This is a genomic window from Candidatus Pelagibacter sp. HIMB1495, from assembly GCF_052047955.1.
GTDB lineage: Bacteria > Pseudomonadota > Alphaproteobacteria > Pelagibacterales > Pelagibacteraceae > Pelagibacter.
Genome location: NZ_JBNAIQ010000001.1, coordinates 331,426 through 356,225 on the forward strand (window position 1 = coordinate 331,426; position 24,800 = coordinate 356,225).

The window sequence follows — 24,800 nt, forward strand, 5'->3', positions numbered from 1 at the left end:
TACTATTAATTGGGTTTTACTGAAACGTAAGTTCTATCTAATTTAGATTTTTTGAATACAACTTTACCTTTGATAACAGAAAAAATTGAATGATCTTTTCCCATTCCAACATTTTCGCCAGGAAAAATTTTTGTTCCTCTTTGTCTAACAATTATATTTCCAGGTATTACAGTTTCTCCACCGTATTTTTTAACACCAAGTCTTCGACCAGCACTATCTCGTCCGTTTCTCGATGATCCACCTGCTTTTTTTGTTGCCATAATTTACCTAATAACTATTTACTTGCAGCTTCCTTAACTTCTTCTTTTTTGGGAGCTGGTTTAATTTTTTCAGCTTCAGATAATACTTTACCATCTTTAGAAAAAATTTTGTTAATTCTTATTAAAGAAAACTGTTGTCTGTGTCCATTTTTTCTTCTTGAATTTTGTCTTCTTCTTTTTTTGAAAATTAGAATTGTTCTATTTTTACTATTTTTAATTAAGTCTGCCTCTACCTTAGCACCTTCAATATTAGGAGTTCCAACCTCAATATTTTTATCATCTCCATATGCTAGGATTTCATTAAATTCTATCTTAGTTTCAGGCTTTGAATCTGGTAATTTTTCAATTTTTAATATTTCACCAGATTTAACTTTGTACTGTTTTCCACCTGTTTTTATTACTGCGTATGACATAGTATGAATATTAATTTTAAGTAACCGCAATATAGTTACCGGAAGCCTATAGTCAAGCTGAATTAGTTAGAAATTATCCTTTAAATCCCTTAATTTTGAAAAGGATTTTAGGTCATTAGCTCTTAAAAAAATATTACAATCAATTTCATCTTGTAAGGTTGATGGAATAGTAGGCAAATTATTATTTTTTTGTTGTTTTATAAATTCTATTTTCTTTAACAAAGAAGAGTTTTCAGAATCATGTTCCAAGCAGAATTTTGAATTATTTAAAGTATATTCATGGCCACAATAGATTTTTGTTTCTTTAGGTAAAGATTTTAATTTATTTAAAGAGTTATACATTTGTTCATATGTACCCTCAAAAATTCTACCACATCCAAGTGAGAAGAGAGTATCTCCAGTGAATAGTAAGTTTTCTTCAAAAAAATAAAAACAAATATGTCCTGTTGTGTGTCCAGGAATATGAATAATTTTAGCTTTAAAATTTCCGCTATTCCAAATTTCGTTATCTTTTAACAAGATATCAATCTCTGGTATCCTTTTTGCATCTCCATTAAATCCTAAAACAATAGATCCAAATTTTTTTTTTAATTCAGTATTACCCCCAACATGATCATAATGATGATGAGTATTTAAGATATATTTTAATTTAATATTTTTATCGTTTAAGTAATTGATTATTGGTTTAGCTTCACTTGGATCAACAACACATGCTTCCTGTTTTTCATTATCAATAATTAAATAACTATAATTATCTTGTAGGCACGGTATAATTTCAACTTTCATTTATTTTTCTATTAAAAATATTCCAAGATCAGCAAATAAATTTTTAGTTCCTAAATTAGTATTTGTTATATTTGAAGTGTTGTTACTATTTAAAGCTAAAGTTTTTATCATTTTAATTTCTTTAAATTTTATAAAATTTACAAAATCTTTAATTGTGCACATATGTAAATTAGGTGTACTGTGCCATTGTTCTGGTAAAGATTTTGTTATTGGCATTGTGCCCTTAAATAATAGATGCAATCTAACTTGCCAATTACCAAAATTTGGTATCGTTACAATTGCTTTTTTTCCAACTCTTAAAAGTTCATCTAAAACAATTTCAGGGCTTAAAAATGCTTGGAGTGTTTGACTTAATACTACATAGTCAAACGATTTATCAGGAAATTGTTTTAAGTCTTTCTCTGCGTTACCTTCTATTACAGTTAATCCTTTTGCAATACATTCTTGTACTTTTTCCTTAGAAATTTCTAGCCCTCTTACATTTATATTTTTATGTTCTTTTAAAAATTGCATCAAAGTTCCATCTGCACAACCTACATCTAAAACTTTTTTATTATCCTCAATTAAATCTGATATTACTTTAAATTCATTTTTCATTTTTTAATTCTATATAAGATTTGTCTAAGAAATTCTTCAGAGCATTTAAAAAATCGGGTACATCTAATAAAAAAGAGTCGTGACCTTTATCAGATACAATTTCTACAAAACCAACATCTGCTCCAATAGAATTTAAAGCTATAACAATATCTTTATTTTCTTGGGTTGGATAAAGCCAATCAGAAGTAAAAGAAATAATAAAAAATTTAGCTTTTGTATTTTTAAATGCATCAGACAAATTTCCATTAAATTGTTTAACTAAATCAAAATAATCCATAGCCCTAGTTATGTAGAGGTAACTGTTTGCATCAAATCTATCTACAAACACAGATCCTTGGTATCTCAAATAACTCTCAATTTGAAAATCTGCATCAAAACCAAATTTCAAATCTTCTCTTTCTTGCAATTTTCTCCCAAACTTTTCCTGCAAACCTTTTTTTGAGAGATATGTTATATGAGCCGCCATTCTTGCAACAGCAAGCCCTTTACCTGGGATGGTGTTATTAGCTTCATAATTTCCATCTTTCCAATCGCTATCAGCAGTGATTGCTTGTCTTCCCAGTTCATTAAAAGCAATATTTTGTGCCGAATGACTTGAGGTTGTAGCAATGGGTATAACAGTTTTAGCTTTATCAGGAAAGTTGGTGATAAATTGAAGAACTTGCATACCTCCCATGGAACCTCCGGTAATTGCAAATAGTTTATCAATTCCAAAGTGTTCAAGTAAATTATATTGTGCATTCACCATGTCATTAATTGTAATAACTGGAAAATCAGTTCCAAAAGTTTTCTGTGTTTCAGGATCTTTATGGCTTGGTCCATAAGATCCCATACATCCACCAATTACATTTGAACAAATAACAAAATATTTATTGGTATCTATTGCTTTGTCTGGACCTACAGCAAAACTCCACCAACCGTCTTTTTTAGTAACAGGATTTAAACCGGTTACAAATTGATCTCCAGTTAGTGCATGAAATACTAATATAGCATTGTCTTTATTCTCATTTAAAGACCCATAAGTTTCGAATGCAATTGGAAAATTGTTTATAGTTTTACCACAATCCAATTTAAGAGGTTTCTTTATAATTAATGTATTAATATTTTTTTCTGTATTCATTTTAAGGCCTTTAGATGAATTGTGAGAAAAAAAACTATTTTAGCGGTTTTTTTTAAGCGCTCGCAATTCAGTTAAATCAGCGCATAAATTTTGTACAAGAACTTGTAATTTATGTCAATTTTTTAAAATAAGATCATATTCTCTATAAATATTTGTTTTTTTATCTATAAAGAGCTCATAAAAATAAAAAAAATGAGCACACCTAAATTTAAAAAATTTAACATAGAAGCTTATAAGCCTGGCAAATCTAAAATTAACAAAATTAATAAGGTCATTAAATTGTCAGCTAATGAGTCTGCTTTAGGGATGAGCCCGTTAGCAAAAAAAGTAATATCTCAAAAAAATTTAGTATTAGATAAATATCCAGATGGAAAATCTACTAATCTTAAAATGGCAATATCTAAAGCATATAAATGCAATTTCGATAAAATAATATGTGGAGCAGGTTCTGACGAGGTAATTCAAATGTTATGTCAATTATATCTACATTCAAAGGATGAAGTGATTGTTCCTCAATATAGTTTTTTAATGTACAGGATTTATGCAAAAATTGTTGGTGCAAAAGTTGTATTTGCAAAAGAAAATAATTTTAAAGTTTCAATTGAAGAAATATTGAAAAAAGTATCTAAGAAAACCAAAATAGTTTTTATTGCAAATCCAAACAATCCAACAGGAACATATTTAACTAAAAAAGAGACATTAGAACTTAGAAGAAAGTTGAATAGAAATATTTTATTAGTAATTGATGACGCGTACTCAGAATATATGAAAAATGATGATTACAGCTCTGGTTTAGAATTATTTAAAAATAAAGACAACGTATTTATATTACGAACATTTTCTAAAATGTTTGGCTTGGCCTCATTAAGAATTGGCTGGGGATATGGATCGAAACAAATAATTAGAGCGTTAAATGTAATTAAACCACCTTTTAATGTAAATGGTTTGGCTCAAGTTGCGGCCGCAGAGTCATTGAAGGATAAGCAATTTATTCAGAAGTCTATTAGACATAATTTAAATTATGCCAACAGACTAAAAAAATTTCTCGAAAAATATAATATTTTTTCAAACGCTGTATCGGCAAATTTTTTACTATTAAATTTTGATGATTGTAAATATTCAGCAAATTTTCTTTACCAAAAATTAAAAAATAAAGGAATTATATTAAGATCTACTGAAGATGGTTATCATATTAAAAACAAATTGAGATTAACTATTGGCTCATCTAGAGAAAATTTAATATTCATGAATGCAGTGAGAAAAATTTTTAATTAAATGAAAAATATTTTAATTATAGGTTGTGGTTTACTTGGATCTTCAGTTTTAAGATCTATACACAAAAATAAATTAGCAGATAAGGTATATATTTATGAAAAGTCAAAAAAGAATATATCAAGAATTAAAAATCTTAAATTACCTGGAAAAGTAGTTAGTTCATTAAAAGAAGCTGTAACAAAATCTAATTTTATTATTTTTTGTACACCTATGAGTGAATACAAAAATATTATTATGAAAATAAATAATTATATTTCTCCTAACACATTAATTACTGATGTTGGTTCTTCAAAAATTGAAACATCAAAAATAATAAAAAAATTTTTAAAAAAAGGAATTGCATGGACTTCCAGTCACCCAATTGCTGGTTCTGAAGTAAGTGGACCACAGCATGGAAAGAGCAACATGTTCGAGGGTAGATGGTGTATTTTAATTAAAGAAAAAAATACAATCAAAAAAAATTTAAATTTTCTAAAAAAATTTTGGGAGAAAATTGGATCAAAAGTAACAATCATGTCACCTGAAAAACATGATAAAATTTTTTCAATAACTAGTCATTTGCCTCACTTAATTGCATATAATTTAGTTAAGTCAGCTCAAGATTTTGAGAAAAAACAAAGCTATGATTTAATCAAATATAGTGCAGGAGGACTAAGAGATTTTTCAAGAATAGCAGCTTCTAATGAGATTATGTGGCGAGATATTTTTTTCAACAACAATAAAAATATTTCAAATGCTATTGATTTATTTATTAAAAATTTGAAATCATTTAAATCTGATATTAATTCAAAAAATAATAAATCTATTATTAACAAGCTTATTGAAACTAAAAAAGTAAGATCAAAAATAATCAAACTTAAACAAGATATTAATAAGCCAGATTTTGGAAGAAGCTAAATCTTAATTTTAGCTATTTTTTTAACTTTAAGTTTTGCTGTATTTTCAATTCTTCTAATTGTCTTAATTATAGGCATGATTAATACTTTTTTTTTAGGCCCATATGCATGTATTAATTGCTTGGAATTTAAACACATTGCGACATGCCCTTTCCAAAAAATGATATCTCCCTTTTGATAATTTCTTTTTATGTTTCCTTTTAAATATTTAATTTGATCTTTGGTATCTCGAGGAAAAAACTTATTATTATAATAGTAAAATATTTGTAATAGGGCTGAGCAATCTATTCCCCCGTAACTTTTTCCACCCCAGATGTATTTTATGTTCAAAAATTGTTTAAAGATTTTAATAAAGTTGTTTTCTTTATAATTTATTTTTTTTATATCTTTTTTTTTAATCCATTTATTTTTATCAATTCTGGCAAAATTTTTATTAGTTTCTATAACTGACAACTTTGATCCAAAAGACAGAAAAGTATTAGTTTTTAAATTTGGTTTTTTATAGATATTTGCTTTTAAACTACTTACCTTATAATTAGCTTTAAATTCTTTTGAATAATTTTTATTTTGAATGTACCCAGTATAATTATCAAAACTAGATTTTATTTTTATCCAATTTTTAGTTTTAGATAAAATTTTAAATTTTTCTCCATACAATATTTGCGAGGTTACTTCTGAAAATTTAGAGGATTTCTTATAAATATTAGAAAAACTACCTGTAAAATAAAATTTATTTTGCACCAATTTTAATTTTATTTTTTATCGTCCATAGGCATATTAGTGAAGGAATAACCATAATAGTTGTTAAGACAAAAAATGTTCCCCAATCTCCGTTTAACCAATCTACTAAAGCTCCTGATGATGATGCTAAAGTTGTCCTCCCAGCAGTCCCTATAGACGCAAGTAATGCGTATTGTGTTGCTGTATATGTTCGATCAACCAGTAAAGATATAAATGCTACAAATGCAACAGTTGCAAAAGCTGCAGTAATATCGTCAGCAATAACTGCTATTGCAAATAATATTTCAGATTTACCAGTCCATGCTAAGACAGCAAATAACAGATTTGTAACCGCCATTAAACCTCCTGCAAAGAACATAGTTTTTATAGTTCCAGCCCTCATGGCCATTACGCCACCAATTAAAGTAAATACGACAGTTGTGATCCAACCCAATCCTTTTGAATAGATTGCTATTTGTCCTTTTGAAAAGCCTATTTCTTTATAAAATACAATCGACATTCTACCCATGAATGCTTCTCCAATTTTAAACAAAAAGACAAACCCTAAAATTCCTGCAGCTATGGCAAAACCATTTTTCTTAAAAAAGCTAATAATGGGCCCACCAATTGTTCCAGTTATATAGGCAACAAAAGTTGTAATAAAATTGCTAGATCCTAGTTTACCTTTAATTAGATTATCAGTTTCTTTTTGTTTAAATTGTCTATCAGTTTCTACAGGTTCATGAACAAACATTAGGGCAATATTCATTAAAATAATTAGAACACCCAATATTAAAAAAGTTGCTTGCCAGTAATCTTGGATACCAATGTTTTCAAAGAACTCTGCAGTAAATAAAGCAACTACACCACCCAATTTGTAACCTGTCCACCAACCAACTACAGCCATAGCAGCACCTGCTGCCATTGATTTTCCCTCATTTTCATTAATTTGTTCAATTCTTAATGCATCTACCGTAATGTCTTGAGTTGCTGATGCTATAGCGATGATTAATCCAACTGTAATTATCAACGCCAAATTTTCTGTAGGATTTATAATACTCCAAACTAGTAAACTTAATAGAATTACTAATTGCATTAAAACAATCCAACCTCTTCGGTGACCTAATTTTTTAGTTAGGAAAGGAATTTGAATTCTATCTATAATTGGAGCCCAAAGATAATTAAAAGCATAAACTCCAAAAATAAGTCCTGCCCATCCAATAGTAGATCTACTTAATCCTTCTTCTTTTAACCAAAGACTTAAACTGCTAGCAATCAAGACCCATGGAAATCCACTGATTGCACCTAGTAATAAAATTCTTAGCATCCGGATATCCTTGTAAACTGAAATCGATTCTAACCAGGATGTTTTTTTTATTTCAGACATAATTAATTTTTCCAAAATGATGGTAAAAATAATACTAATATTGCAAATAGCTCAAGTCTACCCAAAATCATACCAACTGTTAAAATCCATTTAGAAAGATCTGGTAATGAAGAAAAATCTCCATTGGGGCCAATTATTGGACCAAGACCAGGTCCAACATTTGAAATAGATGTAGCGGCACCCGAGATAGCTGTAATAAAATCTAAACCAGTTAATGATAACAATGCAGTAAGAATGAAAAATATTACGATATAAAAATAAATAAATGAAATAATTGAAGCTATAAACTTTTCATCAACTGCATTTTGATCATACTTAATTACAAATACTCCTTTAGGATAAATTATTTTTTTTAATTGGTTTAGAATAAATAGATAAAGAATTTGAATTCTAAATATTTTTACACCACAAGCTGTAGATCCTGCACATCCACCTATAAACATCAGTGCAAGAAACAGGGTTATAGGAAAACTACCCCATCTATCAAATTCTGCATTTACATAACCAGTACCACTCAGGATTGATATAGTATTAAAAAATATTGATCTTAAACTAAAGTTTTCTTGGTTAGAAAATAATAAGTAAATAGATAAAATAATAACAGTGAATATTATAATTTTTAAAAAAGTTTTGATTTGAATATCATTTAAAAAAATTTTTCTGTTTCCACTTATAAATTTAATATAAACAATAAAAGGAATGCTTCCCAATATAATAAAAAACATTGATGAAACTTCAATTGGTAAACTATTAAAGTATCCAATTGACTCGTTGTAGTTAGAAAAGCCTCCCGTAGCGATTGTAGTCATTGAATGGGTTATGCTGTCAAATTTACTCATACCAAATATCCAATAAGTGATTGCACAAAGGCTTGTTAATCCTGAGTAAATATAAATTAATCTAAGTGCTATTTCTTTTGACTTAGGGAGTATTTTTTCTGAAGAGTCATTACTTGAAATTTTAAATAATTGCATACCTCCAACATTCATTATAGGCATTAAAGTAATCGCCATTACAATTATTCCAATTCCACCTAGCCATTGTAAAATGGCTCTCCATAAAAGAAGACCCTTTGGTGCGTTCTCTAAATCTGAGATTATTGTAGATCCAGTTGTAGTAATTCCCGACATACTTTCAAAAAAAGAGTCTGTAATTGAAAGTTCAATACTAGAGAATACAAACGGTAAAGATCCAAATACTGCAATACTAATCCAAGATAGGGCAGTTAATAAGAAAGCTTGTTGTAGATTAAGTTTTTTATCGTGATCTAAATTTGATAAAAAAAATAAAGTTCCAAAGATTATGGTTACAATAGATGAGCCAAAGAAAGATGAGTCTATCTCTGAGTAAATGAATTGTACTATAATTGGGATGAACATTGATACACCCAATATTATTTGCAGAATTCCAAGCGTAAAAAAAACAGTTTTGTAATTAGACATTTTGAAAGAACAATATTTTATGGTAAATAAATTTCAACTCTATAAGAATTAATATAATCACTAGTTTAAGGTTAAAAAGAGCAATTCATGATTAAAAAAGATGTCCTAGAAAAGACAAGTGCTTGGCCTTTTGTTGAAGCTAAAAAAATGCTTCGTGAAAGAAAAGCTTTTATTGAAAAAAAAGGTAAGATTACTCTCCAAACAGGATATGGTCCAAGTGGATTACCTCATATAGGAACTTTCGGAGAAGTTGCACGAACTTCAATGATGGTTAATGCACTTAATCAACTCACAGATTTACCAACAGAAATTATTACATTTTCAGATGACATGGATGGCTTAAGAAAAGTTCCAGATAATGTTCCTAACCAAGAATTGTTGCAACAAAACCTTCACAAACCTTTAACGCAAGTACCTGATCCTTTCCAAAAATTTAATAGTTTTGGAGAACATAATAATGAAATGCTAAAGGATTTTTTAAACAGTTTTAATTTTAAATATAATTTTAAAAGTTCCACATCTTTGTACAAGGCAGGTTTTTTTAATCCTACTTTGAAAATCATTTTAGAAAATTATGAAGGAATAATGAATATTATTTTACCAACACTTGGGAAAGAAAGACAAAAAACATACAGTCCTTTTTTACCAGTATGTCCTGACAAAGGTCATGTTTTGGAGATACCTGTTATAGAAATTGATCAGTCTAATTCTAAAATAATATTCGATAATAAAGGTAAAAAATTAGAGAGCAGTATTTTAGACGGGAATTGTAAATTACAATGGAAAGTAGATTGGGCAATGAGATGGTTTGCTTTAGATGTTGATTTTGAAATGTATGGTAAGGATTTGATTGAAAGTGCAATTTTATCTACAAAAATCATTAATTTGTTAGGTAAAAAGAATCCATCAGGATTTGCATATGAACTTTTTTTAGATGAAAAAGGTGAGAAAATTTCAAAATCTAAAGGTAATGGTATAACTATTGATCAATGGTTGAAGTATGCTTCACCAGAAAGTTTATCTCTATATATGTATCAAAATCCAAAAAGAGCTAAAAAACTTTATAAAGAAATAGTTCCAAAAGCAGTAGATGAATATTTGGATAACATTGAAAAATCTAAAAAACAGACTGAGCAGCAATTAGTAATGAATCCAGTGTGGCATGTCCACAATGGGAGCATTCCAAAAGAAGACATGATTATGAGTTTTTCAATGTTATTAAATTTAGTCGAAACAAGTAATGCAGATAATAAAGATTTATTATGGAAATTTGTAAAAAAATACAAACCCAATATTCAAGAAACTAATTTTCCTATTTTTGATGGATTAGTAGGTTACGCAATTAAATATTTTAATGATGTAATTAAGTCTCAAAAAAAATACAAAACACCTTCTGAAGATGAAAAAAAAGCTCTTGAAGCTTTAATTTCAACTTTAGCAAAATGCAATGATCAGATGTCACCAGAGGAAATTCAAACTTTGATTTATTCTACTGGAAAAGAAAATGGTTATGCTGAAAATTTAAGAGATTGGTTTAAACTTATTTATGAGGTGGTTTTTGGTGATGAAAATGGACCAAGAATGGGATTTTTTATAAGTTTTTTTGGTGTTAATGAAACAAAAGACCTTATAATGAGTAAACTCAAATAATGTATTCAAATTTAAGATCTTTAATTTTTAAATTAGATCCAGAAAAAGCGCATACTCTAGCAATTCAATCTTTAAAATTTAATTTAGTATCAAATGTATTTGATGAAAATAAAAATGATCCTATTTTTAGAACACAAATATTTGGCAAAGATTTAAGCAATCCAATAGGAATAGCTGCTGGTTTTGACAAAAATGCAGAAGTTTACAATCCTTTGTTTAAATTAGGATTTGGTTTTGTTGAAGTTGGAACCATTACTCCTTTAAAACAATATGGTAACGAAAAGCCAAGAGTATTTAGATTAGTTGAAGATCAAGCGTTAATTAATAGATTGGGATTCAACAATCAAGGATCTGAAACTATTTTAAATAGAATAAAATCAAATAAAAAAAATGGAATACTAGGAGTAAATGTTGGACCAAATAAAGACTCTGATAATCGATTGAATGATTATTTAATTGGATTAGAAAAATTTCATGAAGTTGCTGATTATATTACAATTAATATTTCTTCTCCGAATACTGAAAATTTAAGAAATTTTCATGATGAAAATAAATTAAATGAATTATTAAAATCAATCAAAGATAAAAAAAATGAACTGAAAATAAATACTCCAATCGTAGTTAAAATTTCTCCAGATATTGATTTAAAGCAAATAGAATTAATATCAGAGATTCTTTTAGAAAATGATATATCTGCAATAATTATTTCAAATACATCAGAAAGTACTAGAGATGATTTAAAAAATATTCAACGACACCAAAAAGGAGGCTTGTCAGGAAAGCCAATTGAACAAAAATCAAATTTACTTATTAATCAATTCTTTAAATTGTTAAATGGTAGAATTAAAATAATTGGGGTGGGTGGTATTGACTCTGGGAAGTCTGCACATGATAAATTTTTGTCAGGGGCAGACTATATTCAGCTATATACCGGTATGGTATTTCAGGGACCCAACATTGCTGCAAACATTAAAAAAGAGCTAAAAGAATTACTTCTTAGAGATGGAGTGAAAAATATTTCAGAAATCGTTGGAAATAAAACTCTTTCTTAATTTTAATAAACTTGACGCCCTTAATATCTCCCCTTATATAGGCACTGAAATTATGTCAAAAAAATGCGAACTAACTGGTAAAATTCCTATGAAGGGTCATAATGTTAGTCATGCTAACAATAAGACTAAAAGAAGATTTTTACCCAATTTAAAAAAAGTAAAATTTACAAGTGAGCTTGCTGGAAGAAGTTTAAAACTAACAGTTAGTAATTCAGGAGTAAGATCAGTTGATAAAAAAGGAAGTTTTGACGAATTCTTAAAAACTGTCAAAAATAAAAATATATCACCAAGATTAAAAAAACTTAAAAAAGTTATTTTATTAAAATCACCATATAAAAAAAAGCCAGTAGCTAAATCAGCTTAATGAATAAATTTTTTATCAGCCTATCTTTAATGATGGGTGTGGTTGTTTTATCCTCAAACTATCTTGTTCAATTTCCAATAAATTATTATGGATTAAATGAAATTCTTACTTATGGAGCTTTTAGTTATCCAGTAGCTTTTTTGATAACTGATTTAGCAAATAGATCTTATGGAAAGATAATTGCGAGAAAAATAGTTTATTTTGGTTTTTTTTTAGGAATTATTTTTACTTTATTTTTTTCAACAAACTTCGATGATTTAATATCCATTAGAATTGCAGTTGGATCTGGAGTTGCTTTCCTTGCAGCCCAATTGCTAGATATTCAAATATTTGATCGTTTAAGAAAAAAACAGTGGTTTGTTGCACCTCTAACTTCATCATTAATTGGTTCAACTATTGATACTTTTTTATTTTTCTCAATATCATTTTATGGAACAGTAGTTCCTTGGGTAACTTTGTCCTTAGGTGATTTAGCTGTTAAGTTGCTAGTAGCACTAATAATGTTAATACCATTTAGAATGTTATTAAAAATATTTAAGCCAATTAAAGTCTAATATAAAAATTTATAAGATAAAATTTTATAAGCTAATTTAGCAACAAGAAAATTATAGGAGTTGAATCCTTTAATTGGAGAAAGTTCATTAATGTCAGCTCCAACTATATTTGAATTTTTTGCTGCAATTCTAATTATCTCTAATGTCTCGTCCCACAACAATCCACCTGGTTCAGGTGTTCCGGTAGCAGGCATAATACTTGAATCTAATCCGTCGACATCAAACGTTAAGTAAACAGTCTTATTTTTTATTAATTTTTTAAATTTATTTAAATTCCATTTTTTTTTATCTTTTGCCCAGAAGATATCTATTCTATTTGAATTTTTTTTCAAAAATGGAATTTCACTTTCTGATATATTTCTAATTCCAAAAGAGATCAAAGACACATTTTTATAATCTAAACATCTCCTTATTGCAGATGCATGTGAAAATTTTTCACCATTATAACTTTCACGTAAATCTGCATGTGCATCGAAATGTAAAAGACAAATATTTTTATATTTCTTTGTAAAAGGAACAATGCACCCTGGTGTAATTGAATGTTCACCACCAAAAGTCATTGGAAATAGTTTTTTATCTAAAATTTCCCCATTGATATTAGAAATTTTATTTAATGCTACTTTGATATTTTTATCAATTTTGAATGGTTTTAATGTCTTGATACCTATTTTTTTGTAAGGTTCACAATTTAGTTCCTCATCATAAAGTTCAACTTGGTGAGAAGCTTTGATAATTTCTTTTGGTCCATTTTTTGTTCCACCGCCATAACTAACTGTTTTTTCAAGTCCAAATGGAACGACTACTACTTTTTCTTTGAAGTTGAATGTATTATCAATTCCTAAGAAACCATGTTTGTTTGATAAGTATTTCAATTTTATATAAATATTTTTGAGAAGTTTTTTCGTTCTCTATTTTTCCACTCACCTTTATGGTAAGCATCGCTAGCTATTAATGGCAATACACTTGTTGCTTCAGCAAATACCATTTGTTCTTTAGTGATATCCACTTTACCCCAAGAACTTGCTTCTTTTAAAGTAGAACTACTACACGCACCATCTCTACTATCAGCAACTGTAATTTGTACAGCATATTTATGCATATCTACATTTTTACCAAGAAGCTCAGCACAAATAACAGTGTCTTGAATAAAATTTTTAGGAACTCCTCCACCAATCATAAATAAACCAGAACCTTTTGATTTGATTTTAATTTCCGTTAGTTCTCTAAATTCTCTAACTGAGTCTATAGTCATATGTTTTTTAGGATTTTTTTCTTGATGCATTACAAGACCAAAACCTGCACTTGAATCTGTGAAAGCTGGACAAAAAATTGGAACATTATTATCGTAAGCTGTTTCAATTAAAGAGTCTTTCTTTTTTGAATTTTTTTTTAAATATTTTCCCATTTCTAAAATAAACTCTCTCGAAGTATAACTTCTTGGTTCTAAAGTATCTGCAATTTCACAAATAATTTTATCACACATTTGAAGCTCTTCTTCATCGATATACGTGTCGTAAATTCTATCAATATAGTTGTCTCTTAATTCTGTATCATCTTGAAATTGAGATCCCTGATAATGTTTAAATCCAAGAGCTTCAAAAAAATCCATATCTACAATTGATGCCCCTGTTGCTACAATGGCATCAACCATATTGTATTTAACAAGATCTTTATAAATATTCATACATCCTGCTGCAGATGTTGATCCTGCTAAAGTAAGAAAAATTGTACATTCCTTATCTTTAAGCATTTCGTTGTAAATGTTCGCTGCATTTGCAGTTTCTCTAGATACAAATGACATTTTCTCCATTGAAGAAATAATTGTTCTAGAGTCAAATGAAGTAATATCTATATGTTCGACAGGATTTTTTAAAAAATCTCTTTTACTGTTATGTCCTGGATTTTTTTGGTCTGACATTAAGCAACCATATGAGCGCTGTTAACGTCTTTTTCATACATTGACATTATTGGTTTATCTTCAACTTCATAAATTTCATCTGAATAGTAACCATTGAATTGTGTTCTAAAAGTTAATCCATATGCTCCAAGTTGACCAAGCTCTATGTAATCATTTTCCTTAATATTATTTGGTAATAGAAAAGGTCCTTTCATATAATCCATGCTATCACAAGTAGGACCAAAGAAATCAAAAGCAGTCAATTTTTTTGAAATTATTTTATTTGAATTTTCTTTAATCATTTTAGATGGATAAACTATGTTAGGTGTTCCTGCATCAAATAGGGTTCCATATGTTCCATCGTTTATATAAAGTTTTTGTTTTTTTCTTAAATTAACTTTAACTATTGTTGAACCACTTTCCGCAACTAATGCTCTTCCTGGTTCACAAATTATCTCCGGCAACTTCTCTAACATTAAATTAGACAAACTTTTTTTAATTTCATTGAAGTATTCATCTAATGATTGCGGAATTAAATCTGGATAAATTGTTGGAAATCCTCCACCAACATTTATTGTATCAGGGATTATTTTTGTTTTTTTAATTATATTTCCAATCTCATTTATACCTTTAGCATATGAAATTGGATGCATACACTGCGATCCAACATGGAAACTTAATCCAATTTTTTTTGCATATTGTTTTACTAATCTTAGTAATCCTATAGCTTCAGATGTTAGTGCTCCAAATTTTTTAGATAAATCAATTTCAGCATGCTCATTTGAAACAGCAACTCTTACAAATAATTCTAAATCTTTTGCATTATTTGTACTTTCAATAATTTTGATTAACTCTTCTTTTGTGTCTAATGAGAAAGTTTTTACACCATAATTAAAATAGGCCTCTTTGATACTTTCTCTACTTTTTACAGTATGCATATAAGAACATTTTGCATTTTGAGTAAGTTTTCTTATAGCTTTAATTTCTTCAATTGAGGCAACATCAAATTGGTTTACACCTGTGTTTAAAATTGTTTGAATAACTTCGGGATGTGGGTTTGTTTTAACTGCATATAAAATTTTTCCAGGGAACTTATCTAAGAAAAATTTAACCGAAGACTCTATGGATTTCTTCCTAATACAATAAACAGGCTTTTCAGGTTTCAGTTGATTTATAAGTTCTTCAACTGACTTAAATTTTTGCATTTCATATGCCTCCAAAAAAAATTTAATAAAAAAAAGTTTTTAATAAAACTTTAATAATTTGAGCCATATAATGTAAACACAGGCAATGTAAAGCAAATAATTCAAGGCTGATTTGCGCAATTTTCATATATTGTAATATCAGATTTTGACCCCATATAAGGCTGATGAAAAACGAAGCCAAATTACAAAATCTAAGCGATTTCGAAAATAAGTCGCTTTTAATAGTAGATGATGACAATCCTTTTAGAGAAAGATTGGCAAGAGCTATGGAAAAAAAAGGTTTTGAAGTTTTTCAAGCTGAGAGTGTACAAAAGGGAGTTGAATCCGTTAAAAGTAAAAAACCAGGTTTTGCAGTTGTGGACTTAAGACTTGGAGACGGTAATGGCCTTGAGGTCGTTAAGGAGATTCAATCTTCTAATAATGATAGTAGAATTATAATGCTCACGGGTTATGGAAATATTCCCACTGCAGTTGCAGCTATTAAAGAAGGTGCAATTGATTACTTAGCAAAACCAGCAGATGCAGAAGATGTAGAAAAAGCATTGTTGGCAGATCCAGCTAAAAAGGCTGCACCACCAGAAAATCCAATGTCAGCAGATAGAGTTAAATGGGAACATATTCATAGAGTATTTGAATTATGTAATAGGAATGTTTCTGAAACAGCTCGAAGATTGAAGATGCACAGAAGAACTCTTCAAAGAATTCTATCTAAAAGATCCCCTAGATAATATTTCTTATTTTAATTATTTGTTTAGCGGCTAAAGCTAAAATAATAATTTTAAATAGTTCTGCTAATAAAAATGGTTTTGCACCAAGTGAAAATATTGGTTTATCCCAACCAATCAGAGTACCCAGCCATATTAAACCCAAGATATAGATTGTAGATGTTGCAATAACTAATTTAGTTAGAATAATTATAAAACTATCTTTTGTATTAATTTTTGAGGCTAAATAACAAGCAGTTAAAAAACCAATTAAATAGCCCATCGTTGGGCCAGTAAAATAGACTATACCAATTCCTTTTTCTGGAGAGTTTGAAAATACAGGTAATCCCGCAATCCCCTCTAATAAATATAAACCTACAGAAGCTAATCCAATTTTATAACCTAGGCTTACACCTAAGAATAAAACAACAAATGTCTGCATTGTCATTGGAACTGGATAAAATGGAATTTTAATTTTTGCAGATATAGTTAAAGCAATTGAACCCAGAATCACAGCTAACAAAGATTTTATGATTTTTGTTTGTGTTAAGTTTTTTGTAAGTTCCATAGTAAAATAATACTCAAAATATAAAAAATAATCTAGCTATATTAGCTTAAAGGTTTAAATTTATTTTTTTATATACAGAAATTGTTAGCAATGTAATATTTGTTAATCTTCATGGATAAAATACAAAAAACAGATCATTTTTATTTAATTGATGGCTCTGGTTATATTTTTAGAGCTTATTATGCTTTACCACCATTGACTAGAAAAAGTGATGGACTACCCACAGGTGCTGTAAGTGGATTTTGTAGCATGTTGTTTAAATTGTTAGAGGATTCAAAATCTGATCAAAATTTACAAAAACCAACACATTTTGCTGTAATTTTTGATTCTGCCAGAAAGACTTTCAGAAATGAAATTTATAGTGATTATAAAGCTAATCGATCAGAAGCCCCAGATGATCTAGCACCTCAGTTTGAGTATATTAGAAAATCAGTTTTAGCGTTTAATTTACCTTCTGTAGATTTGCCAAACTATGAAGCTGACGATCTCATAGCCACATATGTTGATCAAATACTCAAAAAAGGGGCTAAAGTTACAATCGTTTCATCAGATAAAGATTTAATGCAACTTTATAAAAAAGGTGTTCGAATTTTTGACCCTATGAAAAATAAATTTATCACAGAGGACGATGTGATTAAAAAGTTTGGTGTTGATGCTTCAAAAGTTATAGATGTTCAATCTTTAGCAGGCGATAGTAGTGACAACGTACCTGGTGTTCCAGGAATAGGAGTTAAAACAGCCGCAGAATTAATTAATAAATATGGTACTCTAGAAAAATTATTAGACTCTGCCCATGAAATTAAACAGAACAAAAGAAGAGAAACTTTAATAGAGAATAAAGATAAAGCTTTAATTAGTAAAAAACTTGTAACTCTAGATAATAAGTCTCCAGTAAATAAAAACTTAACAGAATTTAAACTCAAAGAGGTTGATAAAGATAAACTTTATAAATTTTTAAGAGAAATGGAATTTAATAGATTGTTAAGTTCTGCAATTTCAGCTTATGGGGAACCAAAGTTATCTGGATCTGAAAATAATTTAAAATCTACTGAAAAACAAAAACCAATAAGCAATAAAGATTATCATCTAATTACAGATATTAATGAAATTGATGAGTGGATAGAAGAAGCTGAGGAAGCAGGGGAAGTTGCTGTCGATACAGAGACAAGTTCGTTGGACCCCCATCAGGCTGATTTAGTTGGAATTTCACTTTGTTCAAAAATTGGAAAAGCTTGTTACATCCCAGTTGGTCATAAATCTAAGGATTGTTTAAATAAAGATAGCGTTATCAATAAATTAAAAAATTTATTAGAGGACCCAAGTGTTAAAAAAATTGGTCAAAATATTAAATTTGATTTTATAGTTTTCTACAAACTTGGCATTTCACTTTCGTCAATGGAAGATACTATGCTTATGTCTTATGTATTAGATGCTGGAAAGAACAGACATAACATGGACACCCTTTCGGATATCCATCTTGGACATAAAACAATTTCATTTAAAGAAATTGTTGGTACTGGCAAAAAAGAAATAAATTTTAGTGAGGTAGAATTAGAAACAGCAAAAAATTACGCAGCAGAAGATGCAGACGTTACTTTCAGGTTATATAAAAAATTTATCAAAAGTTTAAAATCTGAAAAATTATTTAATATCTATGAGATTTTTGAAAAACCACTAATTAAAATACTTGCATTTATGGAAATCGAAGGTGTTGAAGTAGATAGTAAATTTTTAAATTCTCTTTCCTCTAAATTTGATAAAAAAATTAAAAAAATTGAAAAAGAAGTTTTCAAGATTTCTAAGAAAGAATTTAACATTGCTTCACCAAAACAATTAGGAGAAATTATTTATAATGATCTTAAGATTGCAGGGACAAAAAAAACAAAAAAGGGAAGTTTTGCAACAAGTGCAAGTGTTTTAGAAGATTTAGCCTTCAAAGGTCATGAATTTCCAAAATTAGTATTAGATTGGAGACAGGTTTCAAAATTAAAAAATACTTACTCTGACGCTTTGCCAGAGCATATTAATCCAAATACAAAGAGGGTTCACACATCTTTTTTATTGGCAGCAACAACAACAGGCAGATTAGCTTCAAGTGATCCAAATTTGCAAAATATTCCAATTAAATCTGAAGATGGAAAAGATATAAGAAAAGCGTTTAAGGCTAAAAAAGATCATCTATTAATATCCGCGGATTATAATCAAATTGAGATGAGAATTTTAGCAGATCTTGCAGATGTTAAAGAACTTAAAAAAGCTTTTAACAATAACGAGGATATTCACTCATTAACAGCTAGCCAAATATTTAATATTGATATCAAAAAGGTAAATCAAGACCACAGAAGGAAGGCTAAAGCAATAAACTTTGGAATAATTTACGGAATTTCTCAATATGGTTTAGCCAAACAAATAAATGTTTCTAATTATGAAGCAGAAGAATTTCTTAATGCTTATTTTGCTAAATTTCCTGAAATTAAAGTTTATATGGATAGCACAATTAAGTTTTGTAGAAAAAGTGGCTATGTAAATAATATATTCGGAAGAAGATCTCATTTTAATGGAATAAATGATAAAAATTTTAATGTAAGAAATTTTCAAGAGAGAGCAGCAATTAATGCTCCAATACAAGGGTCAGCATCTGAAGTTATGAGGTTAGCAATGATCAGATTATACAAAAAATTGAATGAAGAAAAAAATTTGAAATCAAAAATACTTCTTCAAATACACGACGAGCTTATTTTTGAAGTCCCAAAAAAAGAGGAAAAGGCAATGGTCAAGTTAATACAGAATGAGATGACCAGTGTTACTCAAAGTGATTATCATTCCTTTTCTACTCCTTTAACAGTTGATGTAAATGTTGGTGATAATTGGGGAATGCTTCACTAATTATATTCAATTGCCTAATTTAGAACAATTTAATATTTTTAAATGTAAAAATAAAAATGCAAACACAAACTATAGCTCTAATTGATGATGACAGAAACATACTAACTAGTCTTAGTATTGCCTTAGAAAAAGAGGGTTTCAAAGTTCAAACATATATTGATGGAGAGAGTGCATTAATCGGTCTTACTAGAATGCCACCTGACTTAGCAGTTATTGATATTAAAATGCCTAAAATGGATGGCGAAGAATTGCTTAAAAAATTAAGAAAAAAAACTTCTCTGCCGGTAATATTTTTAACATCCAAAGATGATGAAATTGATGAGTTGCTAGGATTAAAATTAGGTGCAGATGATTTTGTAAAAAAATCTGGAGGATTTTCAATTAAAGTTTTGATTGAAAGAATAAGAGTTCAATTAAGAAAAAAAGACTCAAATAATACATTAGAGGAAAATAAAAGCTTAATATCACATGGTAGATTAAAACTTGATCCATCTCAGCTTGAGTGTGAGTGGAATGGCAAACAATTGCCAGATAAATTAACAACTACTGAATTTTTGATTGTTAAAGAATTGGCAAAAAGACCTGGGATTATTAAAGAAAGAGCTCAACTAATGGACATTGCTTACAGAGAAGATACAGATATTGAAGATAGAACTATTGATAGTCACGTCAAAAGAATAAGAAAAAAATTCAAAAAAGTAGATCCTGATTTTTCAGCTATTGAAACTAGATATGGTAGTGGATATAGATGGAATGTTAGCTGATGTTTAGTAAATACTTAAAGACTCTCTCTATTCTTAAAAAATTTCTATTTATAAACTTTGTAATATTTACAATTATTGGTTTATTTACACTTATTTATCTTACTAATATTGAACCAAGTTTATTAAAAAAAAAATCTGAAGATCATATTAATATTATTAATAATACGACTGATAATATTAAAAGATTGAATATAAAATTTCAGGAAAATGACATTAGAAAATTTTTATTTTCTACAAGATTTATTTTTCAAAATTTAGACAGAGTCATTTTCTTTGATAATAAATTAGAATTAATTGGTGATACTGATACTTTAGATCTTGATCCACGATCTTTTTCAACACGATTAGATAAAATTGAATTTGAAAGTTTGAGTGAAGAAGTCAATGAAGATGAAAACAAAGAAAATAATTCTTCTCAAAATAATGAAACAAAGGCTTCATTTAAAGATTTATTAGAGAGGTATAATAATTCAGATAACTATGGAAATTTTTATACTTTTACAGAAGATAATTTAAATCAATTTAAAGTTACAACAGTTAAAAATGTAAAAAGTGATGAAAATAATTTAGGTTTTATAGTTATCTCGGAGAACGCCAATGAGATTAAGACAGCTATAGATGAGAGAAGAGCATTTGTAATTAGAACAGCTATATCAGTTGGTTTTGTAATTTTAATTTTTTCTTTTGTACTTAGCAGATATTTTATTAAACCAATTCAAAACCTAGTTGGATACACGATCAAAGTAAAAGAAAAAAACGCTGGCAAAACAGGAATTGAAAATTTGAAGAATAGAAATGATGAATTAGGATTATTATCAAATTCAATGGAGGATATGACAAATGAATTACAAAAACGAATTTCTCATGCAGAAAATTTCTCAACAGATTTAGTTCATGAAATAAGAAATCCACTAGCATCTTTAAAAAGTGCATCGGAAATTTTAAAAGATACAAAAGATATAAATCAAAGAACTAAGCTTTTAGATATTCTTACTCATGACGTTCAAAGAATTGAAAGATTAATTACAGATTATTCACAAATGTTGAAAGATGAAGTTGCTCTTAGTAAAGAGCAAATGAAAAAATTAGATATACAACCAATTATCCAATCTGTTGTTGATGATTATAACAACATTTATAAATTCAAGAAAAATATAAGTATAAACTATCAAAATGATGGAAAGTCAGAGTATCTAATTAATGGAATAGAAAATAGGATTGAACAAATCGTTGCTAATTTATTGGATAATTCTATTTCATTTAGTGAAGATGGTAGTGAGGTAATTGTGAATGTTTCAAATGGATTAGAAAAAAAAGTTATAGTTAAAATTTTAGATGAAGGACAAGGATTTAAAGAAAAAGATACTTCAAAAATTTTTAACCGTTTTTACAGTAACAGACCAGAAAATTTTGGTGAGCATTCAGGATTAGGTTTAAATATTGTAAAAAATTTAGTTGATCTTCATGATGGAAAAATTGAAGCATCCAATAGGCTAGATAAGCAAGGAGCATTGATAGAAATACAATTCCCTAGTTTATAATCTTTAGTTGATAAAATAGAACTTAACTGTATAAAGCTCGCTATGGATGATTTTAAAGTAAAAGATATTTCCCAAGCTGAATTTGGAAGAAAAGAAATTTCTATCGCAGAAAGCGAAATGCCAGGTTTAATGGCATTAAGAGAAGAGTATTCAAAAGAAAAACCCTTAAAAGGTGCTAGAATCATTGGATGTCTTCATATGACTATTCAAACAGCAGTCCTAATTGAGACATTAGTAGACCTTGGAGCGGAAGTAAGATGGTCATCTTGTAATATATTTTCTACACAAGACCACGCAGCAGCAGCAATAGCAAAAGCTGGGATTCCTGTTTATGCTTGGAAAGGTGAAACAGAAGAAGAGTACTTATGGTGTATTAAACAAACAATAGTTGGAAAACCTGACTGGAAACCCAATATGTTATTAGATGATGGGGGAGATTTAACTGCCATCATGCACAATGAATACAAAGATTTAATGAAAGATATAAAAGGTGTTTCAGAGGAGACTACAACTGGAATTAAAGCATTAAATAAAATGGAGAAAGATAATTCTCTATTAGTTCCTGCAATAAACGTTAATGACTCTGTAACGAAATCTAAATTTGATAACTTATATGGATGTAGAGAAAGTTTAGTTGACGGTATCAGAAGAGCTACTGATGTTATGATGTCGGGTAAAATTGCAATAGTTGCTGGTTTTGGTGACGTTGGAAAAGGAAGTGCCGCATCTTTAAGACAAAGTGGTGCTAGAGTTCTTGTTACTGAAGCAGATCCTATTTGTGCACTTCAGGCAGCTATGGAAGGTTATGAAGTAGTTTTAATGGAAGAAGCTATTAGTAGAGCAGACATAGTTGTTACAGCAACTGGAAATAAAGATATAGTTACAGCTGATCATATGAGAGATATGAAAGATAGAGCTATATTATGTAATATTGGACACTTTGATAATGAAATACAAGTTGAGGCATTGAAAAATTACAAATGGACAGAAGTTAAGCCCCAAGTACACGAAATTGAATTACCAAGTGGAAAAAGAATTATCCTTTTAGCTGAGGGAAGATTAGTTAATTTAGGTTGTGCAACTGGACACCCAAGTTTTGTAATGAGCGCATCTTTCACCAATCAAGTAATTGCTCAAATAGAACTTTGGCATAATCATAAAAATTATGAAAATAAAGTTTATGTTTTACCCAAGCACTTAGATGAAAAAGTAGCAACATTACATTTGAAAAAAGTTGGGGCTAAATTAACAAAATTATCAAAAGACCAAGCTGATTACATAAGTGTTGGAACAGAAGGCCCATTCAAACCAGATGCCTATCGCTATTAAAAATAGCAAGATCGATATAAGTTCAGAAGAAACAACAAAAGTTTTAGCAGAAAGTTTTAAAAATTTTTTGCAAGGTGGAGAAATTATATTTTTGTATGGTGAAATGGGTGTAGGCAAAACTACATTTATAAAATATTTGATTAATGAATTTCAAAAAAGTTCAGATTTTCCAATTACAGAAGTCTCAAGTCCAACATTTAATTTATTAAATGAATATGATGTAGGTTCTAAGAAGATAAAACATTACGATTTATTTAGGATTAAAAATAAAAGAGATACTAATGATCTAAACATATTTGAAAAAGATAATAATTTAATTACTTTTGTTGAGTGGCCAGAGTTAGTTAAAGATATTCAGGAAAAAATTATTGTATTAAGATTTAACTATGAAAATGAGCTAAATAATAGAAGTGTTGAAATCACAGGCATTGATTAAGAATAGACTATAATGAAAATTTCAAAAGATTTGCAAAAAATTAAAGGAGATGCATCATTTAGAACTTTTTATAGAAGTAAAAAAAATAACTCTATAGTTGTTTATGCAAAAAAAGAAAAAAAGAAAAATTTATTAATTTATGATGCGGTCAACAAAATTTTAATGAAAAATAAAATTTCTGCACCAAATCTGATTAGCCATAATTATAAAAAAAACTTCATTGAAATTCAGGATTTTGGAAATGTTTCATTATTTAAAATTTTAAAAAATAAAAAGAAAAATAAGTATTCATTTTTTAAAAATATTATTCATATATTGAATAAACTACAAAGTATAAAAACTAAAAGGATAAAAAATTTCTTAAATCAAAATTATAAACTTCAATTATATAAAAATAAAATTTTATATAATGAAGCAAAACTTTTTAGCGACTGGTATGTCGAAAAAAAATTAAATAAAAATAAATCTTTATTCAAAAAAAAATTTAAAAACGAGATAAATAAATTATTATCTAAACTTAATAATAAAAACGTTACTTTTGTACATAGGGATTTTCATGTTTCAAATTTAATGTATTTTAAAAATCAAATTAGTTTAATTGACAATCAAGACGCTCTTATTGGAAATAAAGCTTATGATTTAGCATCATTGATAGATGATGTTAGATTTAAAACTAATAACAGATTAAAAAAAAAGATTTTTGATTATTATATAAAAACCAATAAAAAAATTAACTTAATAAAATTTAAACAAGACTTTGAAATACTGTCAGTTCTAAGAAATTTAAAAATCATTGGAATTTTTACAAGGCTCGCTTATAGAGATAATAAAAAAAAATATATTCAATTAATCCCCTATACATGGGAAATGATAGATTACAGATTGAAACAGAATAAGATTTTTAAGGATTTAAAATTATTATTAAAAAATAATTTTTCAGAATTTATCAATTAA

The 24,800-nt window shown here is 28.2% G+C and carries 25 protein-coding genes; 13 read left to right on the forward strand and 12 right to left on the reverse strand.

Features of this window, described 5'->3' with window-relative positions:
* Positions 1–5: 5 nt before the first annotated feature.
* The 5 genes from rpmA to metX form a co-directional block, all read right to left on the reverse strand.
* Positions 6–260 carry a 50S ribosomal protein L27 gene (rpmA, locus tag ACTTAW_RS01760; RefSeq protein WP_075506491.1) on the reverse strand — a complete coding sequence of 85 codons (255 nt, stop codon included), beginning with the start codon at positions 258–260 and terminating at the stop codon, positions 6–8.
* 14 nt (positions 261–274) lie between these two features.
* Positions 275–673 (reverse strand): 50S ribosomal protein L21, encoded by a 399-nt coding sequence (rplU, locus tag ACTTAW_RS01765; protein WP_075506490.1) that lies wholly within the window; start codon positions 671–673, stop codon positions 275–277.
* 66 nt (positions 674–739) lie between these two features.
* A complete protein-coding gene (gene gloB / locus ACTTAW_RS01770) occupies positions 740–1,459 on the reverse strand; it encodes a hydroxyacylglutathione hydrolase (protein ID WP_440650882.1) in 720 nt (239 codons plus the stop codon).
* Entirely contained in the window at positions 1,460–2,056 is a 597-nt protein-coding gene (gene metW / locus ACTTAW_RS01775; RefSeq protein ID WP_440650883.1) for a methionine biosynthesis protein MetW, read from the reverse strand. It abuts the gene before it with no gap.
* On the reverse strand, positions 2,046–3,176 hold the full coding sequence (gene metX / locus ACTTAW_RS01780; protein ID WP_440650884.1) for a homoserine O-acetyltransferase MetX: 1,131 nt from the start codon (positions 3,174–3,176) through the stop codon (positions 2,046–2,048). Before metX ends, metW begins: the two co-directional genes overlap by 11 nt.
* Positions 3,177–3,368: 192 nt before the next feature.
* Between metX and hisC the strand changes: the two genes are divergently transcribed.
* Entirely contained in the window at positions 3,369–4,451 is a 1,083-nt protein-coding gene (gene hisC / locus ACTTAW_RS01785; protein ID WP_440650885.1) for a histidinol-phosphate transaminase, read from the forward strand.
* Positions 4,452–5,348, forward strand: a complete 897-nt coding sequence (locus ACTTAW_RS01790) for a prephenate dehydrogenase (RefSeq protein WP_440650886.1) — start codon at positions 4,452–4,454, stop codon at positions 5,346–5,348.
* On the opposite strand, the gene ACTTAW_RS01795 is transcribed toward ACTTAW_RS01790, so the two are convergent.
* From ACTTAW_RS01795 to ACTTAW_RS01805, 3 genes are read right to left on the reverse strand one after another with little or no spacing between them, the layout of a single operon-like run.
* Positions 5,345–6,088 carry a C40 family peptidase gene (locus ACTTAW_RS01795; protein ID WP_440650887.1) on the reverse strand — a complete coding sequence of 248 codons (744 nt, stop codon included), beginning with the start codon at positions 6,086–6,088 and terminating at the stop codon, positions 5,345–5,347. The two genes, ACTTAW_RS01790 and ACTTAW_RS01795, sit on opposite strands and share 4 nt — an antisense overlap.
* The gene (locus ACTTAW_RS01800; RefSeq protein WP_440650888.1) at positions 6,078–7,454 is read right to left on the reverse strand and encodes an AmpG family muropeptide MFS transporter; all 1,377 of its coding nucleotides are present in this window, start codon (positions 7,452–7,454) and stop codon (positions 6,078–6,080) included. The genes ACTTAW_RS01795 and ACTTAW_RS01800 overlap by 11 nt, the downstream gene beginning before the upstream one ends.
* Positions 7,455–7,456: 2 nt before the next feature.
* Positions 7,457–8,896, reverse strand: coding sequence for a TrkH family potassium uptake protein (locus ACTTAW_RS01805; protein WP_440650889.1), 1,440 nt, complete (start codon positions 8,894–8,896; stop codon positions 7,457–7,459).
* A gap of 87 nt (positions 8,897–8,983) precedes the next feature.
* On the opposite strand from ACTTAW_RS01805, the gene ACTTAW_RS01810 reads away from it, so the two are divergent.
* Genes ACTTAW_RS01810 through ACTTAW_RS01825 form a run of 4 tightly spaced genes read left to right on the forward strand, consistent with a single transcriptional unit; the run spans position 8,984 to position 12,516 of the window.
* A complete protein-coding gene (locus tag ACTTAW_RS01810) occupies positions 8,984–10,546 on the forward strand; it encodes a lysine--tRNA ligase (RefSeq protein ID WP_440650890.1) in 1,563 nt (520 codons plus the stop codon).
* Positions 10,546–11,598 (forward strand): quinone-dependent dihydroorotate dehydrogenase, encoded by a 1,053-nt coding sequence (locus ACTTAW_RS01815; protein ID WP_440650891.1) that lies wholly within the window; start codon positions 10,546–10,548, stop codon positions 11,596–11,598. The genes ACTTAW_RS01810 and ACTTAW_RS01815 overlap by 1 nt, the downstream gene beginning before the upstream one ends.
* 52 nt (positions 11,599–11,650) lie before the next feature.
* Positions 11,651–11,962 carry a 50S ribosomal protein L28 gene (rpmB, locus tag ACTTAW_RS01820; protein WP_075506505.1) on the forward strand — a complete coding sequence of 104 codons (312 nt, stop codon included), beginning with the start codon at positions 11,651–11,653 and terminating at the stop codon, positions 11,960–11,962.
* The gene (locus ACTTAW_RS01825) at positions 11,962–12,516 is read left to right on the forward strand and encodes a queuosine precursor transporter (protein WP_440650892.1); all 555 of its coding nucleotides are present in this window, start codon (positions 11,962–11,964) and stop codon (positions 12,514–12,516) included. Before rpmB ends, ACTTAW_RS01825 begins: the two co-directional genes overlap by 1 nt.
* Here ACTTAW_RS01825 and speB read toward each other — a convergent pair.
* The 3 genes from speB to ACTTAW_RS01840 are packed head-to-tail and all read right to left on the reverse strand — an operon-like array spanning position 12,513 to position 15,618.
* Entirely contained in the window at positions 12,513–13,388 is an 876-nt protein-coding gene (speB, locus tag ACTTAW_RS01830) for an agmatinase (RefSeq protein WP_440650893.1), read from the reverse strand. The genes ACTTAW_RS01825 and speB overlap by 4 nt on opposite strands.
* Before the next feature lie 2 nt (positions 13,389–13,390).
* Positions 13,391–14,434: a 1,9-bis(guanidino)-5-aza-nonane synthase gene (locus ACTTAW_RS01835; RefSeq protein WP_440648278.1), complete on the reverse strand. Its 1,044-nt coding sequence runs from the start codon at positions 14,432–14,434 to the stop codon at positions 13,391–13,393.
* Positions 14,434–15,618, reverse strand: a complete 1,185-nt coding sequence (locus ACTTAW_RS01840; protein WP_440650894.1) for a type III PLP-dependent enzyme — start codon at positions 15,616–15,618, stop codon at positions 14,434–14,436. Before ACTTAW_RS01840 ends, ACTTAW_RS01835 begins: the two co-directional genes overlap by 1 nt.
* 164 nt (positions 15,619–15,782) lie before the next feature.
* Here ACTTAW_RS01840 and ACTTAW_RS01845 point away from each other — a divergent pair, with 164 nt between their 5' ends.
* A complete protein-coding gene (locus ACTTAW_RS01845) occupies positions 15,783–16,346 on the forward strand; it encodes an ActR/PrrA/RegA family redox response regulator transcription factor (RefSeq protein ID WP_440613721.1) in 564 nt (187 codons plus the stop codon).
* On the opposite strand, the gene ACTTAW_RS01850 is transcribed toward ACTTAW_RS01845, so the two are convergent.
* Positions 16,339–16,890, reverse strand: a complete 552-nt coding sequence (locus ACTTAW_RS01850; protein WP_440613722.1) for a biotin transporter BioY — start codon at positions 16,888–16,890, stop codon at positions 16,339–16,341. The genes ACTTAW_RS01845 and ACTTAW_RS01850 overlap by 8 nt on opposite strands.
* 111 nt (positions 16,891–17,001) lie before the next feature.
* On the opposite strand from ACTTAW_RS01850, the gene polA reads away from it, so the two are divergent.
* From polA to ACTTAW_RS01880, 6 genes are read left to right on the forward strand one after another with little or no spacing between them, the layout of a single operon-like run.
* On the forward strand, positions 17,002–19,776 hold the full coding sequence (polA, locus tag ACTTAW_RS01855; RefSeq protein WP_440650895.1) for a DNA polymerase I: 2,775 nt from the start codon (positions 17,002–17,004) through the stop codon (positions 19,774–19,776).
* A gap of 56 nt (positions 19,777–19,832) precedes the next feature.
* Positions 19,833–20,540 carry a response regulator transcription factor gene (locus ACTTAW_RS01860; protein ID WP_440613724.1) on the forward strand — a complete coding sequence of 236 codons (708 nt, stop codon included), beginning with the start codon at positions 19,833–19,835 and terminating at the stop codon, positions 20,538–20,540.
* Positions 20,540–22,081, forward strand: coding sequence for a sensor histidine kinase (locus tag ACTTAW_RS01865; RefSeq protein WP_440613725.1), 1,542 nt, complete (start codon positions 20,540–20,542; stop codon positions 22,079–22,081). Before ACTTAW_RS01860 ends, ACTTAW_RS01865 begins: the two co-directional genes overlap by 1 nt.
* Before the next feature lie 42 nt (positions 22,082–22,123).
* The gene (gene ahcY / locus ACTTAW_RS01870) at positions 22,124–23,410 is read left to right on the forward strand and encodes an adenosylhomocysteinase (protein ID WP_440650896.1); all 1,287 of its coding nucleotides are present in this window, start codon (positions 22,124–22,126) and stop codon (positions 23,408–23,410) included.
* Positions 23,394–23,846 (forward strand): tRNA (adenosine(37)-N6)-threonylcarbamoyltransferase complex ATPase subunit type 1 TsaE, encoded by a 453-nt coding sequence (tsaE, locus tag ACTTAW_RS01875; protein ID WP_440650897.1) that lies wholly within the window; start codon positions 23,394–23,396, stop codon positions 23,844–23,846. The genes ahcY and tsaE overlap by 17 nt, the downstream gene beginning before the upstream one ends.
* Before the next feature lie 12 nt (positions 23,847–23,858).
* Positions 23,859–24,800, forward strand: coding sequence for a phosphotransferase (locus ACTTAW_RS01880; RefSeq protein WP_440650898.1), 942 nt, complete (start codon positions 23,859–23,861; stop codon positions 24,798–24,800).